This window comes from Nostoc sp., from assembly GCF_036917375.1.
GTDB lineage: Bacteria > Cyanobacteriota > Cyanobacteriia > Cyanobacteriales > Nostocaceae > Nostoc.
In genome coordinates, this window is the sequence record NZ_JBALDN010000115.1 from 62,192 (window position 1) to 78,764 (window position 16,573).

General features: G+C 41.7%; 7 protein-coding genes. 3 read left to right on the forward strand and 4 right to left on the reverse strand.

Translation table 11 applies throughout. The annotated features are described in order from the left end of the window. Window positions 1–2 precede the first annotated feature (2 nt). Both V7K45_RS31475 and petJ read right to left on the reverse strand, forming a co-directional pair. On the reverse strand, window positions 3–926 hold the full coding sequence (locus V7K45_RS31475) for a tetratricopeptide repeat protein (RefSeq protein WP_335009689.1): 924 nt from the start codon (window positions 924–926) through the stop codon (window positions 3–5). A 176-nt stretch (window positions 927–1,102) separates the two neighbouring features. Next, complete coding sequence (gene petJ, locus V7K45_RS31480; protein ID WP_335009855.1) at window positions 1,103–1,438, reverse strand: cytochrome c6 PetJ; 336 nt, start codon at window positions 1,436–1,438, stop codon at window positions 1,103–1,105. Window positions 1,439–2,196: 758 nt separating this feature from the next. On the opposite strand from petJ, the gene V7K45_RS31485 reads away from it, so the two are divergent. Beyond that, window positions 2,197–7,821, forward strand: a complete 5,625-nt coding sequence (locus V7K45_RS31485) for a trifunctional serine/threonine-protein kinase/ATP-binding protein/sensor histidine kinase (RefSeq protein WP_335009691.1) — start codon at window positions 2,197–2,199, stop codon at window positions 7,819–7,821. A gap of 194 nt (window positions 7,822–8,015) precedes the next feature. Here the strand turns inward: V7K45_RS31485 and V7K45_RS31490 are convergent, their stop codons facing one another. After that, window positions 8,016–8,528: a GNAT family N-acetyltransferase gene (locus tag V7K45_RS31490; protein WP_335009693.1), complete on the reverse strand. Its 513-nt coding sequence runs from the start codon at window positions 8,526–8,528 to the stop codon at window positions 8,016–8,018. Between the two features lie 163 nt (window positions 8,529–8,691). Next, window positions 8,692–9,864 (reverse strand): RpoD/SigA family RNA polymerase sigma factor, encoded by a 1,173-nt coding sequence (locus tag V7K45_RS31495; protein WP_335009695.1) that lies wholly within the window; start codon window positions 9,862–9,864, stop codon window positions 8,692–8,694. Between the two features lie 804 nt (window positions 9,865–10,668). Between V7K45_RS31495 and priA the strand changes: the two genes are divergently transcribed. Further along, window positions 10,669–13,293, forward strand: coding sequence for a primosomal protein N' (priA, locus tag V7K45_RS31500; RefSeq protein ID WP_335009697.1), 2,625 nt, complete (start codon window positions 10,669–10,671; stop codon window positions 13,291–13,293). A gap of 833 nt (window positions 13,294–14,126) precedes the next feature. Next, window positions 14,127–16,325: an Ig-like domain-containing protein gene (locus V7K45_RS31505; RefSeq protein WP_335009699.1), complete on the forward strand. Its 2,199-nt coding sequence runs from the start codon at window positions 14,127–14,129 to the stop codon at window positions 16,323–16,325. The last annotated feature ends 248 nt before the right edge of the window (window positions 16,326–16,573 follow it).

Below are 16,573 nucleotides of genomic sequence, written 5' to 3' on the forward strand. Positions count from 1 at the left end.
TGTTAGAAAAGAGCGATTTCCGTTACAGACGAAATTTGTTGTCGCAGATTCTTCAGTAAATCTAGAGTTTTTTCATAAGCAACTTTTTTTCCTTGCTGTCCATAGTACTCAGATGCTTTTTGTAAATCAGATATAGCTCCTAAATGATATCCTAAGCGATACTGAGCTACTCCCCGATTAACGTAAGCCTGTGCATTACTGGGGTTAAGTCTGATGACTTGAGAAAAATCACGCACTGCACCAAAGTCATCTCCGTTTCGTCCGCAAGCACAACCCCGGTTAAAGTACGCTCTATAATCGTTAGCATTGAGGCGAATTGCTAGATTAAAGTCGAGCATCGCAGTTTGAATATCTTGCAAGACAAAATGCGCTAAACCTCGGTCATTATAGATATCTGCAAGCAGTAAGCTGCTGATTCGAGGAATTTGAGTTAGGGCTAAATTAAAGTCAAGAATTGCCTCCGAGTCTTTCCCATCACCAGCACGGGCTAGCCCTCGGTTGTAGTAAGCTCGAAAATCCGATGGTTTAAGTGCGATCGCTTGATTATGATCGACAATGGCAGCAGAATAATCCCCTTGTCTGTAGTGTGCTACTCCCCGGTTTAGATAAGCCTCGAAGTTATCCGGTGCAAAATTTATGGCTTGAGTACAATCTGCGATCGCTTGATGGTAATCTTGTAGTTGGAGATAAGCAAGACAGCGATCGCTATAAGCGACAGCCAAATCTTTTTTAAGTTCAATCGCCTGGTTGAAATTCTCTATTGCTTCCTGATAATCACCGCGCCGCATCTTATCTACACCCAACTCTAAGAAATCACCCGCTGTAATTTGGGTAATTAAAATGGGTAAAGAATGTGCAGATAAAGTCAAAAAAGTGAGAGGTAAAGCAATAATTATACTGAAAAATAATTGCCAGAAATTACTCATAATACCAAATGAGGATAGGTAGTACTGTTTGATATTTTTGGGGCAGTCTTTTTATAAAGATTATTAATCCAAAATCCTAAATTGGTATATGCATCCTGTTTGATAATTGCGGCAACTCTAAAATTAGCGGGACATAAAGCCCCGCAAATTGCTAATTTTTGAAGTTAGATTTTAGTCTACTTCCAACCATTATCTGCTTGTGAAAGCACATAAGCCGCTACATCTTCAATTTGATTAGATTTCAACCGTTTGCCGAAAGCGGGCATGGCATTTTTACCTTTTGTAACCTGGGAAATAATCGCCTCTGCTGAGTACAAACCATTCTTTTGCAAAGCTTCCTTCTTCAGGTTTTTGTCAGCTTGAACCAGATTCTTCCCTCCTGCGTGACAAGAGGCACAATTGGCACTAAATACTTTAGCTCCACTAGCAGTATCTGCTGCCAAAGCTGGACTACTGAAGGCAAATGTGAAGATTGCTATGCCTAACAGCATGACTGTAATAACTTTTTTCATTTCGTGTTCTCTCTGCAATAATGGCTTATTCGGTGCAATATCCTCCATAATTGTGAGTTGAGCCGCTGCCATAGTCAAATGACAAGCTGTCAAACTTCGCCCAAAAATTTTTTAACTTTTGCTTAATAAAAATTTTTAATTACGTCTGCAATTTCATCATGAAGAATTCTGCGTTGATTCACCGCTCCATGATTAAGATATCCACAACCAACTGCCACTTCCAATAGTTTGTAGTAAGTGTTTTTAAAACTTCCCGATGTGATAATAGAGATTATCAACCTGGGTTTATTTAAGTATATTTAATAATACTTAAATGCTGAAAAAACTGATGTTTTACGTATTGATATCACAAAATTATAGTTATGAGAATTTAGTAAACTCTACTGATTACCATAAAACTACCGCAAGAACCCAAATTTATTTTTGTGCAGATGCCTTAGAGGATGTTTAAAAAGTCGTAAAGTATACCAGAAAACCCTCTCCAAACCTTTCCCCATTGGCGTCAGCCTGTTGTCAGACAAGCAAAGAGAGGCTTTGAAACTCCCATTTATTTGTAGGGAATGGGGTAGGGAGGTTAGGTTTCCGAGGCTTTGAAGTAACCAAAAATACTTGTAAAACATCCTCTGAGATTAATGGGATAGATTCAAGTATAGTCGGTTGATTTAGCTCGATCGGGTTTCTCAATTTTTTACTAATGAATTGTGATAATTCGAGTTAATTAGGGAAAAATAAACTCAGGTTATCCAATAGCAACTTTTATGCTAGAGAATCGAGTCGATGTTCCCGGCTATCGAATTGGTGAGAGAATTTACATCAGCAGTCGCACTCTGGTTTACCGAGCTTTGCGAGAGATCGATCAAACTGCTGTTGCGATCAAACTTCTTACAAGTTCTTATCCCAGTCTGATTGAGTTGGCTCAATTCAAAAATCAGTACACAATTACGAAAATCTTAAATGTTCCTGGGGTTGTTCGGATCTATAGCCTGGAAAATTGTCATAATCGACCCGCCCTGATCTTAGAAGACTTTGGCGGAATTTCTTTGAAGGAGTATGCTGACACTTGGAGACAGGGATTCAGAAATGTAGCAAGTCAGGAAAATATCTCACGCTTTTGTCCTGAGTTTTTGAGCGAGTTTTTACAGATTGCGATCGCACTTGCTGATATCCTGGCCGATCTCTACCATCACCAAATTATCCACAAGGATATCAAACCCGCCAATATCCTGATAAATCCGACTACAAAGGAGGTCAAACTCATTGACTTTAGCATTGCTTCACTGCTACCAAGAGTTAACCAACTTTCAACCAGCCCGACTGTTTTAGAAGGAACCCTCGCCTATATCTCCCCCGAACAAACCGGACGAATGAATCGGGGAATTGATTACCGCACTGACTTCTATTCTCTGGGAGTCACTTTCTATGAACTATTAACTGGGCGATTACCATTTCAATCCGATGATTTGATGGAATTGGTGCATTGTCACATAGCGAAACAACCACCACTTTTAGGGAATAGAGAAGAGATTCCCTCAATTCTCTGTGATATCGTTATGAAACTGATGGCGAAGAATGCTGAAGACCGCTATCAGAATGCATTAGGGCTAAAGCACGATTTGCAAATTTGTTTGGATCAATTGCAGGAAAGTGGAAATATTATCCCGTTTCAGCTAGGGCACAGGGACGTTTGCGATCGCTTTACAATTCCCGAAAAACTCTATGGCCGGGAAGCAGAAGTGGCAATGCTACTAGCAACCTTTGAACGGGTGCGCCAGGGAACTTCTGAAATCATCCTGGTGGCAGGTTCCTCTGGCATTGGAAAAACGGCAATTGTCAACGAAATTCACAAACCGATCGCCCGTCAGCGCGGATACTTTATCAAGGGCAAATTCGATCAATTTAATCGTAATATTCCCTTTTTTGCTTTGGTGCAAGCATTCCGAGACTTAATAGCACAACTGCTGACAGAGAGTGATGCTCAAATTGACCAGTGGAAGACCCAAATTTTATCTACATTGGGTGAAAGTGGTCAAGTGATTATTGAGGTGATTCCAGAACTCGAACGAATCATTGGCAAACAGCCCTCTGTCCCAGAATTATCGGGTACTGCTGTCCAAAGCCGCTTCAATTTGCTATTTCAGAAATTCATTCAAGTATTTACAACCCAAGAGCATCCCCTGGTCATTTTCCTCGATGATTTACAGTGGGCAGACTTGGCTTCTTTAAAACTGATGCATCTGTTGATGAGTGAAGCCAATAACTCTTATTTGCTAGTGATTGGAGCATATCGAGATAATGAGGTTTCTTCTGCACATCCCTTGATGTTGACCATTGAGGAGATGCGTCAAGAGGCGATTACAGTTAGCAGTATTGTCCTTTCTGCCCTCACCCAAACCGACCTGAATCAACTGATTGCAGATACGCTGAAATATTCAGCAGAACAAGCAACTGCGATCGCCAATCTGGTGTATCAAAAGACCAAAGGTAATCCATTTTTCACTAACCAGTTTCTCAAATCGCTGCATGAAGATGGACTAATCGCCTTTGCCAGCAAAACAGGCGATTGGCAGTGCAATCTTGCTCAAATCCGGGCGCTTTCTTTTACAGAAGATATTGTGGAGTTTGTGGTGCTGCAACTCCAAAAATTGCGATCGCAGACTCAGGATGTTCTCAAACTGGCTGCCTGTATTGGCAATCAGTTTGATTTAGAAACCCTATCGGTTGTCTATGAAAAATCTCCAGCCCAAACCGCAGCAGATTTGTGGCCAGCTCTCAAGGATGGATTAATTTTGCCCAGTGGTGAAGGATATACATTCTTTCAGGATGAGTCATTTGTCATAGATGATTTGACAAATGACCGCGAATCGATAACTATTACCTACAAATTTCTCCACGATCGCATTCAACAAGCTGCTTATTCACTAATTCCGGCGAATCGGAAACCAGCAACTCACCTGAAGATTGGTCAATTGCTGTTGAGTAATACCCCGGAAACTGAGCAAGAATTGCTGATTTTTGAAATTGTCAACCAATTGAATCTTGGTAGAGAACTGATCGCATCTGTGCCCGATCGCGATCGACTGGCACAACTTAACCTGCTGGCAGGAAAAAAAGCTAAATCCGCTACATCTTACCAGGTAGCAATTGAGTATTTAATTACCGGGATTCGTTTATTGAGATCCGACTGTTGGCACACTCAGTATGAATTGGCTCTAGCATTGCACGAATCAGCCACCGAGGCTGCTTACCTTTGTGGGGCCCATGAACAGATGGAGCAATTGGCTCAAACAGTAATGCAGCAAGCCAAAACTCCACTAGATCAAATCAGCATTTACGAAACCAAAATCCAGGCGTATACAACTCAAAATAATGTACTGGGCGCGATCGCGATCGCTCGCCAGGGAATGAGTCTGTTCGGCGTGGTTTTTCCCGAAACATCCACACCCGAACATATTCAGCAAGCCCTTCAGGAAACTGCTGCCTTAATTAACGGACGTGATATTGCTTCCTTGGTTGACTTACCCCTGATGACGGCAAAAGACAAGCTGGCTGTTAACCGAATTGTGGCAAACGTTGCTCCAGCCGTTTATACCGCCGAGCCAAATCTGTTTCCCCTAGTCATCCTGTCACAAGTCAAAGCATCAATTCAGTATGGCAATGCTCCATTTTCTGCCTTATGTTATGCCGCCTATGGCATTCTATTAAACGGAATTCTCCAAGATATTGAAAAAGCCTATCTCTTTGGCAACCTGGCTTTGGCACTAACTGACAAATTTAATATTAGCGACATTAAACCTAATGTGTTTTATGTTACAGGTGCTTTTATCACTTATTTGAAGTCTCCACTACAAAAATCTTTACAGCTGATACTGGAGGGCTACAAGATTGCTCTGGAAACTAAAAATGTATACTATGTTGCCTTCAATACGAAAGACATCTGTCAGTATTCTTATTTTTTGGGACGAGAACTGAAATCTTTAGAAGAAGATATCCGGGCTTACTGTCATGTTTTGGAAAATTTTAGGCAAGACATGGTTCTCAACTACTGCCGTGTCTTTTGGCAAACAGTTTTGAATTTGCTCGGCAAGGCTGAAAATCCCTGTATCTTAACAGGTGAGGTACTTGATGAAGCAAAATTTTTGACTCAAATGCTGAATGCGAATGACTTGATGGGGCCTCACTACTTCTGGCTACACAAGTTAATTCTCTGTTATTTGTTTGAAAACATCTCGCAAGCAGTGGAAACAGCTACTCAAGCTAGAGTTTATCTAGTTGCAGGCACGGGCTATGCTACTGTGCAGATGTTTTATTTTTATGATTCACTGACGGCTCTGGCAGAGTATTCTACAGCTACAGCTGCTCGCCGAGAAATATTACTGGAGCGGGTGACAGAAAACCAGGAAAAAATGAAGACATGGGCGCACCACGCACCCATGAATTATTTGCACAAATTTGAACTAGTGAAAGCCGAAGAATGCCGAGTGTTGGGACTGATGGCGCAGGCAGTGGATCTTTACGATCGCGCGATCGCTGGGGCAAAAGTCAATGGATATATTCAAGAAGAAGCCCTCGCCAATGAATTGGCTGCCCGATTTTACTTGGAATGGAACAGAGAAGCGTTGGCGTACCACTTTGTAGAAGCAAGCTACGCGCACCCTCCAGGAAAGTCCACAGAAGGTATCGCTCAAATTTATCTGATGAATGCCTATTACAGTTACCTAAAATGGGGAGCTGTAGCCAAAGTCAAACAGTTGGAGAGCCAATACCCTCAATTCTTGGCTACGAGCCTTCAGGAGCAAGAAAATGCTTTTGCAGACCCTAGCCTCACCACTACAATCGGATTCACACACACTAGTTCCAGTGGGACTGAAGCGTTAGATTTAGTAACGGCGATCAAAGCCTCTCATGCACTGGCTGGAGAAATTGAGTTAGAAAAGCTGTTGACAACCCTGATGCAGGTTGTGAGCGAAAACGCCGGGGCTGAAAAATCAGTACTCTTACTGCTTCAAGAGGATAATTGGGTGGTTGCAGCTCAGAGAAGCAGCAAAGCGATCGTCGAAGAGGAGCGATATCTACCACAGGCTATGCCTTTGCATGAAAGCCTTGGGGGAAATCTGCACTCATTGCCTCTTTCAGCCAGTCAGGATGTTCCTAAAACGGTGGTGTACTATGTATCGCGTACTTTTGAAACCTTAGTGCTAGATGATGCCCGCAAAGAAACCACCTTTGCCAACGATCCCTACATTATTCAATGGCAACCTAAAAGCTTGCTATGTACGCCTATTCACAATCGCGGTCAGATCGTTGGCATCCTATACTTAGAAAACAGTTTGACGACTGGAGCCTTTACCCAAAACCGTCTTGAAGTTTTGCGGCTGCTTACAGCACAAGCTGCTATCTCGCTGCAAAATGCCATGTTGTATAACAATCTCGCTGTAGCAAAAGCCCAACTAGAGGATTACAGTCATACCTTGGAGCAAAAGGTAGAGCAGAGAACTTTTGAGTTGAATGATAAAAATCAGCATCTCTCGGAAACTTTAGAACAACTGCAACACACCCAAAGCCAACTAATTCAAACTGAAAAAATGTCTTCATTGGGGCAAATGGTGGCAGGTATCGCCCACGAAATTAACAACCCGATTAACTTTATCTATGGCAACGTCACCTATACCAATGAATATTGTCAAAATTTGCTGCACTTGGTCGATCTGTATCAACACTACTATCCTCAACCATTTGCTGAGATTCAAGAAGAACTAGAAGCCATAGATTTAAACTTCCTCAAATCTGACCTCCAAAAATTACTGCAATCAATGAAAGTAGGAGCAGATCGCATCCGCCAGATTGTTCTTTCTCTCCGCAATTTCTCGCGTCTGGATGAGGCTGAAATGAAAACTGTCAATCTTCATGAAGGTATTGACAGCACCTTGTTAATTTTACAGCACCGTATAGAAGAAAAAACATACCGCCCCGCAATTAATGTAATTAAGGAATATGCCCAACTGCCTGAAGTAAATTGCTACGCTAGTCAGATAAATCAAGTATTTATGAATATTCTTAGCAATGCTATTGATGCCTTAGATTCATTATTCACAACTGAACATACACAAACAAAAATCCCCACCATTGAAATTCGTACCAAAATGACTGAAGCTGATACAATAACCATCCAAATTGCAGATAATGGGTCTGGTATGTCTGAAAAGGTGAAGCAGCATTTATTTGACCCATTTTTTACAACAAAACCTATTGGCACAGGAACAGGCTTAGGATTATCGATTAGCTACTCGATTGTAGAAAAGCATCGGGGACGAATAAGTGTAATATCGGAGCTAGGAAAAGGAGCAGAATTTTCCCTCTCTATACCGTTAAATTCAGTAAAGTGAAAAGTTCTATAATTAGGGTTAGGGCGTCAAGGTAAGAGCATCTCAATCAGGCTTGACCTTTTTTTAATTAAAAATTAAAAGTTAAGAATAATAATTTTTAATTAATTTTGGGTACAAGCCCCCACTGATAGCGCAGCGTTAGCAATTTTGCGTTCGCTTTTAGCGTCTCGTAGAGAGCGTCTTGTAATTTTTACTTAATAATTCCCTGATAAAAATTTAACAGACCCTAACTGAGTAAGCGCATCTTCTGTAACACGACAAATTCGCCAATCATCTAATATAGAGGCTCCCATACTACGGTAAAATGCTTGGGCTGACTCGTTCCAATCCAAGACACTCCACTCTAATCGCCCACAATCACGTTCTACAGCTATCTGAGCCACTTTAGTCAGGAGAGCCTTACCAATACCTTGCCTGCGATATTCTGGTAACACAAATAAATCTTCTAGATAAATTCCTGGCTTAGTCAGAAATGTTGAATAATTATGAAAAAATAGCGCAAAACCGACAGATTTACCCGCAGATTCTGCTAATATTGCCTCTACATACCTCCGCGAACCAAATAAATGCTCCTGAAGTGCTAGAGCATTGCCAGTAACAGCGTGAGATAATTTTTCATATTCTGCAAGTCCCTCAATTAATTTAAACAATACGCTGCAATCGTTTGCTTGGGCAAAACGCACAATCAAATTGGTATCCGAAGTCATTAGTCTATAGTCCATAGTTTATAGTCCATAGTCTATAGGCAACTGGGCAATTTTTTTTGAGTATTGACTAAATAAGGGCCGAAAAAAGCTACAAAACGCCCGATTTTTGCGAATTGCAAAGCTAATTAAGTTACAGATTGCATCTCTATCTTGAGCAATGTAATTAAATCAACCAACCTTTTAAGCGTTTGGCTATGTGAGGACGGCGCAATTTCCGCATGGCTTTGCTTTGAATTTGACGCACTCGCTCGCGAGAAAGATTGAACATATTGCCAACCTCTTCTAAGGTGCAGGGTTCGCTGCTTGTCAAACCATAACGCAGAGAAATCACATCTTTCTCTCGTGGAGTTAATACATCACCCAAGACTTCCCAAATCTCCTGACGCATCATGTTTTCATTCATTTTTGCTTCTGGAGACAAGTTATCTTCATCTTCTAGCAAATCCATCAATTCCGTGTCTTCTTCTTTACCGACGCGGTGGTTGAGAGAAAGTGCTTGTCGCCGTAGCTGTTGTAGCTGGCGTAATTGTTGCACGCTAATCTCTAAATATTCTGCCATTTCTCCTTCGGTAGGATTACGACAGAGTTTTTGTTTGAGTTCCCGTTGAGCTTTTTTTAGCTTGTTCAGCTTTTCAACAATATGAATCGGTAGTCGAATTGTTCGCGCATCGTTAGCGATCGCTCTGGTAATCGCTTGTCTAATCCACCAATAGGCGTAAGTAGAAAACTTATATCCTTTATCGGGATCGAACTTTTCTGTAGCGCGATTTAAACCCATTGCTCCTTCCTGAATTAAATCCAGAAAAGGCACTCCCCGATTCAAATATCGTTTAGCAATAGAAACTACCAATCTCAAGTTCGAGCGAATCATTTTGCGTTTCGCTACTCTCCCTTGATACAAGCGATTTTCTAGTTGCTTTTCCGTCATTCCTAGCTCGGAAGCCACTTCTAGTTTGCTGGGTTCATGTTCCAGCTTTAACTCTAAAGCCGCTTGTATTTCTCTAAATTCCTCTAGAAACCTGACTCGCCGCGCTAACTCTACTTCTTCATCAGCTTTTAAAAGCGGATAACGCGCCATTTCTTTAAAAAATGCGCCGACAGCATCATCATGTTCGGTTTTGTTATATCCCGAAGGACGAGCCGCCGCCATGTCATCTCCATCGCGTTCGTCTGATTCCAGATTTTCTACTACAATTGGAGATTCTTCTTCTGCCACTGCATTTAAACTATCGAGCGATGGTTCTTCGATATCAGCAGCATTCTCCAGTATTTCCATTGTTCCCAATTCAACAATATTCATATTTTCCTTTAGGGATTGTTGCTTTGTTTGGTACATAATTCATTTACACCTACTCGTTTGAGGCTTGGTAGTTTTCCCTAATGGACGATGCACCCGTAAAGAATAGCGAAATATAGGCTGATGCTAATTTGTCTACAGAAATAAAAATCGGCATCTACCTAGTATCTATATGTTACAGTTATATACAACCTATAACGAAACTGACCTTAGCACCCAATAAAGCTTTTTCTTAGATTCCCAACAGATATATTCTTCATTTTTTTCTGAATTATCAAATATGTCAAACCCCCTCAAACTTTCTCAACCTTAACAAATATAAAAATTCCAGCTAATCATCTAAATTTCTTAAACTTTCATATATTTTTCTAAATATTTATAATGTTTTAGGCGCTGGAGTCCACTGTATAAAAGGAAGACCTACTAATGGGTTGACGCATTCCTGATTTGATTTCCAGTTACCTATACGCTCCAAATTATTAGAGTAAGAGCTTAATTTTGATCCGATCTTACTTTGTATAAAAGCATCTCATATACAGAAAGGGTTGAATATCTACCGATAGGCGGAAAAAGGCTACTCCATATTTAGTAGATAGAGCAACTGTTGCAGCAATAGCCGACATGCTTTTATTTGTATAGTGGGCACCAAATATTTATTGCATATATAGTTGATACGAATTTGTCTAGTAGATTACATAAGAGGAAAATTATCAAGTATTATGAAGAATAACAGTATTGAGAAATACCATTTGAATTTAAGAAAGCGAAAAACTAAAGTTTAGTTAGCTAGGTTGATTTTGACCAGCTATATGAGGAAAATATTTAATTATAAAATCAGCAAGTATGTATATTAATGACATAAATTTATCTTCTTTAGCGGTGAGTGAATCGAGTGAATCATATCAGTCAGGTAAAACTGTTAATCGGTGGGTTGAAGTGTTGGTAGACTGTCCAGGAAGTACAGGACTATTTACTTATCGATTACCAGCCCAGTTAGAAATAAAACCAGGGGATATTTTGAGCGTGCCATTTGGGGCGCAACAATTAGGAGCGATCGCGATTCGATTACTGGCACAACCAAATATCGATTTACCACCAGAAAAAATCCGGGAAGTAGAAGATATAGTCAGCGTTGGATTTTTCCCAAGTGCTTATTGGGAATTACTCAACCGAGTTGCTGCATATTACTATACGCCACTGATTCAAGTAATCCGGGTTGCTCTGCCGCCAGGTTTGCTGGGGCGATCGCAGCGTCGTATCCGCCTAGTTGCAGGGAGAGAGGCAGGGGGGCAGAGGGGCAGAGGAGCGGGGGGGAGTGGTTATTTGCTGGGATCTGCCGATCCTTTGGCTTTTTTGACTCCGACTGCGCGGCAAGTTTGGGAACTTTTGCAAGGACAGCCGGCGGGGGACTACAGTTTTATTTACTTGCAACAAAAAGTCAAATCTGCTTATCGGGGAATTCGGGAGTTGTTGCGATTTGGTTTAGTAGAAAGCTACTTAGAACCACCACGACTGACTCGACCAAAGTTGCAAAAAGCAGTTACGCTCACAGGTACAATTGACCAAGAGTTAACTACTCGCCAACGAGAGATTTTAGAAGTGCTGCGGCGACATGGTGGGGAGTTGTGGCAAAATGAATTGTTGCAAATTTGCAATGCTAGTTCCTCTATTATCAAGACGTTGGCACAAAAGGGTTACATCGTTGTTGAAGAACGGGAAGTATTGCGAACTGAACAAGGCCCAACTTTAATAGGTGATGGTGCTAAATCCTTAACTGCTGCTCAAGCTAGCGCTTTAGAGACAATCCAGACATTAGATGAATTTGCTCAAGTTTTATTGCATGGGGTGACAGGTTCAGGAAAAACCGAAGTATATTTGCAAGCGATCGCACCTCTCCTCAATCAAGGTAAATCTGCTCTGGTTTTAGTCCCAGAAATTGGACTTACACCCCAGTTAACCGATCGTTTTCGCGCTCGTTTTGGTAATAAAGTCAGCGTCTATCACAGCGCCCTTTCAGACGGCGAACGTTATGACACTTGGCGACAAATGCTCACCGGAGAACCCCAAGTTGTCATTGGGACTCGTAGCGCTGTCTTCGCCCCTTTGCCCAATTTGGGTTTAATTATTTTAGATGAAGAACACGATAGCAGCTTTAAACAAGATTCCCCTACACCCACCTACCACGCTCGTACTGTTGCCCTGTGGCGAGCCGAATTAGAAAATTGCCCCTTGGTGCTGGGTTCAGCTACGCCTTCGTTGGAAACTTGGGTAAGCGTGAGGAGGCAGGGGAGCAGAGGGGCAGGGGAGCAGGGGAGCAGGGGAGCAGGGGGAGAATTCCTGACTCCTGACTCCTCACTCTCAACTCCTCACTCAGCACTCAGCACTCATTACTTAAGTTTGCCTGAGCGGATCAACTCCCGCCCTTTACCGCCGGTGGAAATTGTCGATATGCGGCAAGAGTTACAGCAGGGAAATCGTTCTATATTTAGTAGATCGCTGCAAGCAGCTTTAGAAGAGTTGCAAGAAAGAAAACAACAGGGAATTTTATTTATCCATCGCCGGGGACACAGTACTTTTGTATCTTGCCGCAGTTGTGGATATGTGTTGGAATGTCCGCACTGTGATGTGTCATTGGCGTATCACCACACTGAAGAAAAAGCGCCGGAATTATTGCGGTGTCATTATTGTAACTATGCGCGATCTCACCCCAAATTTTGCCCTGATTGTAGTTCCCCTTATCTGAAATTTTTCGGTAGCGGTACTCAACGAGTAACGCAGGAACTAGCGCGACAGTTCCCAGAGTTGCGTTTGATTCGTTTTGATAGCGATACCACTCGCAATAAAGGCTCCCATCGTACCCTACTGACTCAATTTGCCAACGGCGAAGCAGATTTATTAGTCGGTACGCAAATGCTCACCAAAGGTTTGGATTTACCACAGGTGACACTTGTGGGTGTTGTCGCCGCTGATGGATTACTAAATTTATCAGATTATCGCGCCAGCGAACGAGCGTTTCAAACCTTGACTCAAGTCGCTGGACGTGCCGGTAGAGGTGAAGATCCCGGTAGAGTGATTGTGCAGACTTATACTACAGAGCATCAGGTAATTGCAGCAGTGCGATCGCATGATTATCAATCTTTCTCTCAAGCTGAATTGGAACAACGCCAAGCACTCAATTATCCCCCTTATGGGCGGTTAATTTTGTTGCGTTTAAGTAGTCTCGACCCGATTCAAGTACAAAATACGGCGCAAGTTATTGCTACAGCCTTGAGTACAGAAGAAGAATTTGAAATATTAGGGCCAGCACCAGCGAGTATTTTACGGGTAGCTAATCGTTATCGTTGGCAGATATTAATTAAATTTGCCCCCGATGCCTTACCGCGATTACCAGATTGGGAAGAAGTGCGATCGCTTTGTCCTTCGTCTGTAAGTTTAACTATTGATGTAGACCCGTTAAATATTATGTGATCGTTATGCGATCGTAAATTACTACCCCATCCAGTTGCGCACTTATAATAAATAAAGCTGATTTACTTGGTAATTGAGTTAATCTCTGCATAATCCACCCTCAGATAGATGAGTGAATTAGAATATCATCTTATTACAAAGGTAAGTATAGATATTGAAAATTTTTTCATGTTCTGCTGATTACTTAATAATAAAATATCTCCATCTTCATGTTGGGTTTCACTATTGTTAAACACAACATAAATATGGATAAAATGTTGGATTTTGTTGTTCAAACGTTACTTGCTTGGTTGTCGGGAAACCCCCAGATGTTTGCGGTAGCATCTTTAAGAGTTGCTGTGCCATCGGCGTACCCTTACAGAGAAGCAAGCTACGCCTAGCGTCTCCCTTTGGGAGAAGAGAAGGCTTTACGCTGCACTATCGCCCTTACTGGCTCCCCAAAGTACAGATATTATAAACATTCAACTTAACGTGATATTACTCGTATATTAACAGCACAAATGAAAATGAACTCTGCCAGCATCAATTTAAGGTTGGCTTATAGTAATAATTTTGAAGATTTATTGCTTTTTACGTAATCATACTTTGGCAAGTTGAGGCATTAGAAAGTTCCCTTATAATTCTCTTAAAAAAAGTTCAGTATTTATGTAATTTCAAGTATTTACTCAATATTTTTTATACAGTTTAGATAAATGGGTTCCTTAAAACTTGCGGTCATTACGTTCGTTTCTAGCCAGTGAAGGATTGCCAAGAATAATCATTGCAGATACTTGGCCAATGTTAATGGACTACTCACCTATCAACTACGAACACAACGGCAAGGCATACTATCTATGATTTACAAGATAAAACCCAAAATACTGGTATTAGCAATTGTTCAAGGGATTGCTTTTCAACCAAATAATGCTCCTGTACCATCTGGGTATATTAAAGATATCGGTCAAGCCTACAATGATACTAGAGGTTTTGGTTGGGTGCGTGAAGATAGCTTAGGCAATAGTACACCCACTCCCCTTGATATCCAACTCAATACACGCGATCGCAACCAAAGTGCCATCGATCGACGACTAAATAGACTGATTCATCTGCAATATCCTCTTAGCAGTTCGGGGCCAGGAGTCAAGATACCTGCGGCTTGGGAATATGCCCTATCTAATGGTTCCTACAATGTGACTGTTAGCGTCGGTGATGCTATTAATGCTGTAAATAGTAAGCACCAGATCAATATAGAAGGGATGGCTGCTATTTCTGGCTTTGTACCAACGGCAACCAAAAAGTTTGCTGCAATTACCCGAATTGTTAATGTTGCCGATGGCAAGCTCACAATTGATGCTAAAGGTGGTACGAATACTAAGCTCAACTATATTGCGATCGCACCAGGTAATCGTCCCTCGATCAGAACGACCAATCCCAATGATGGTCAGACAAACGTGTCGCCAGATATCTCGATTACAGCAGACCTAAATCTACCCAATAGTGGGATTGCGGTTAATACTATTTCCGCCTCAACCATCAAGCTGATCGATAGCACTACTAATACACAAGTCAATGCCAATTACAACACTTCCGGTGGTGGAGATGTGATTGTAGTGTCTCCGATAAATCGTCTCAAGAACAATACCAAATATTTGTTACAAGTCACTGACGGGGTTAAAGATAGCAATGGTGTTGCATTCTTACCATATAGCATCAGTTTCACAACAGGCACCTTTGTGAAACCAGTCAGCAAGATTACTTTCGAGCAAATCTCATTAGCGAATGTACCTATCAAACCTTACACCACAGTATTGATTGGGCCTGACAATAAACTCTATGCTGCTACCTTATTAGGTGAGATTTTGCGTTTCCCGATCAATGCTGATGGTACTCTGGGTACGCCACAAACCATTTCCTCATTGCAGACTGCAAATGGTGGTAATCGAACGATTGTTGGTATGCACTTCGATCCCTCATCAACAAATGCTAACAACCTAATTCTCTGGGTAACAAATAACTACTACTGGAATACAACTGTTGATGCGCCAGAGTGGAGTGGTAAAATTACTTGTTTAAGCGGCACCAATCTAGAGACAGTAAAAGACTATGTGATTGATTTACCGCGATCGAGCCGGGATCATCTAACCAATAGCATTGAATTTAAGCCCAATGAGCCAAACGTGCTCTATGTGTTGCAGGGTAGTAATAGTAGTACGGGCGCACCAAACACTGCCTGGAGTAATCGTCCTGAGCAGTTGTTAACTGCTGCTGTATTACGAGTAGACCTGTCCAAAATTAACTCACCTCCTTTAAGCGTTAAGACGGAGGATGGAGGTACTTATAACCCCTTTAATCCAGGCGCACCTGTAACTATCTTTGCTAGTGGTATACGTAATGCCTACGATCTGGTTTGGCATACTAATGGTCAGTTGTATGTGCCAACGAATGGTTCGGCTGCTGGTGGGAATACGCCAAATACACCTATCCCTCTACCTCTTACCTGTCAAAACCGGATTGATAAAGCTACTAATGGGGCATATACTAGTCCATCTGTGCCTGCTCTTAGCAGTCTAGGCACGCAGCGAGACTTTCTGTTTCGGGTTGTTAAAAATGGTTATTATGGTCATCCCAATCCGAAGCGTTGTGAGTGGGTGTTGAGTGGAGGAAATCCTACAGCCGGTACAGATCCAGTTCAGATAAGTGAATATCCCGTTGGTACTCTACCTGACCGGAATTGGAAGGGTATTGCCTTCGATTTCGGAGAGCATATTTCACCTAATGGCATTATTGAATATCGTAGTCATGTTTTAGGTGGTCAGCTGCAAGGCAAACTGCTGGTGACACGCTTCAGTTCAGGGAAGGACATCATTGTGCTAACACCAGGTGACGCAAACTTGGATATTATAAATTCCCAAACGGGTATTAGTGGTTTCACAGGTTTTAATCCAAGTCCATTGGATTTGGTTGAAAATCCCACGAATGGGAATATCTACGTGGCGCAACTCAGTCAAGAGACGGGCATGGGCAAAATTACACTTCTGCGTCCACTTAATTAATATCAGTACCAAGCGATCGCATCAATTCATGCTTGTAGTTGGGAAGGGTTTTTACTGAAACGCGAGCATTCATGTTTGCATTTACTCTCCAACAAGCATTTATCTCATTAGTTAATTTTTCTACTTTTATAGTTCGTTCCTAATTACGGTTGTATTCTAACGCAACCGTAAACTTTTTATGTGCATTTATCTAAATCACCGATTACGCAGCATCCAGAATTTTATAACCCGCAACTTGGTTTATTATG

What these genes read in the sequence shown, in the direction of transcription:
- priA (WP_335009697.1), top strand. Translation starts at nt 10,669, where the DNA reads ATGTATATTAATGACATAAATTTATCTTCTTTAGCGGTGAGTGAATCG.
- V7K45_RS31505 (WP_335009699.1), top strand. Translation starts at nt 14,127, where the DNA reads ATGATTTACAAGATAAAACCCAAAATACTGGTATTAGCAATTGTTCAA.
- V7K45_RS31495 (WP_335009695.1), bottom strand. Translation starts at nt 9,864, where the DNA reads ATGTACCAAACAAAGCAACAATCCCTAAAGGAAAATATGAATATTGTT.
- V7K45_RS31490 (WP_335009693.1), bottom strand. Translation starts at nt 8,528, where the DNA reads ATGACTTCGGATACCAATTTGATTGTGCGTTTTGCCCAAGCAAACGAT.
- V7K45_RS31485 (WP_335009691.1), top strand. Translation starts at nt 2,197, where the DNA reads ATGCTAGAGAATCGAGTCGATGTTCCCGGCTATCGAATTGGTGAGAGA.
- petJ (WP_335009855.1), bottom strand. Translation starts at nt 1,438, where the DNA reads ATGAAAAAAGTTATTACAGTCATGCTGTTAGGCATAGCAATCTTCACA.
- V7K45_RS31475 (WP_335009689.1), bottom strand. Translation starts at nt 926, where the DNA reads ATGAGTAATTTCTGGCAATTATTTTTCAGTATAATTATTGCTTTACCT.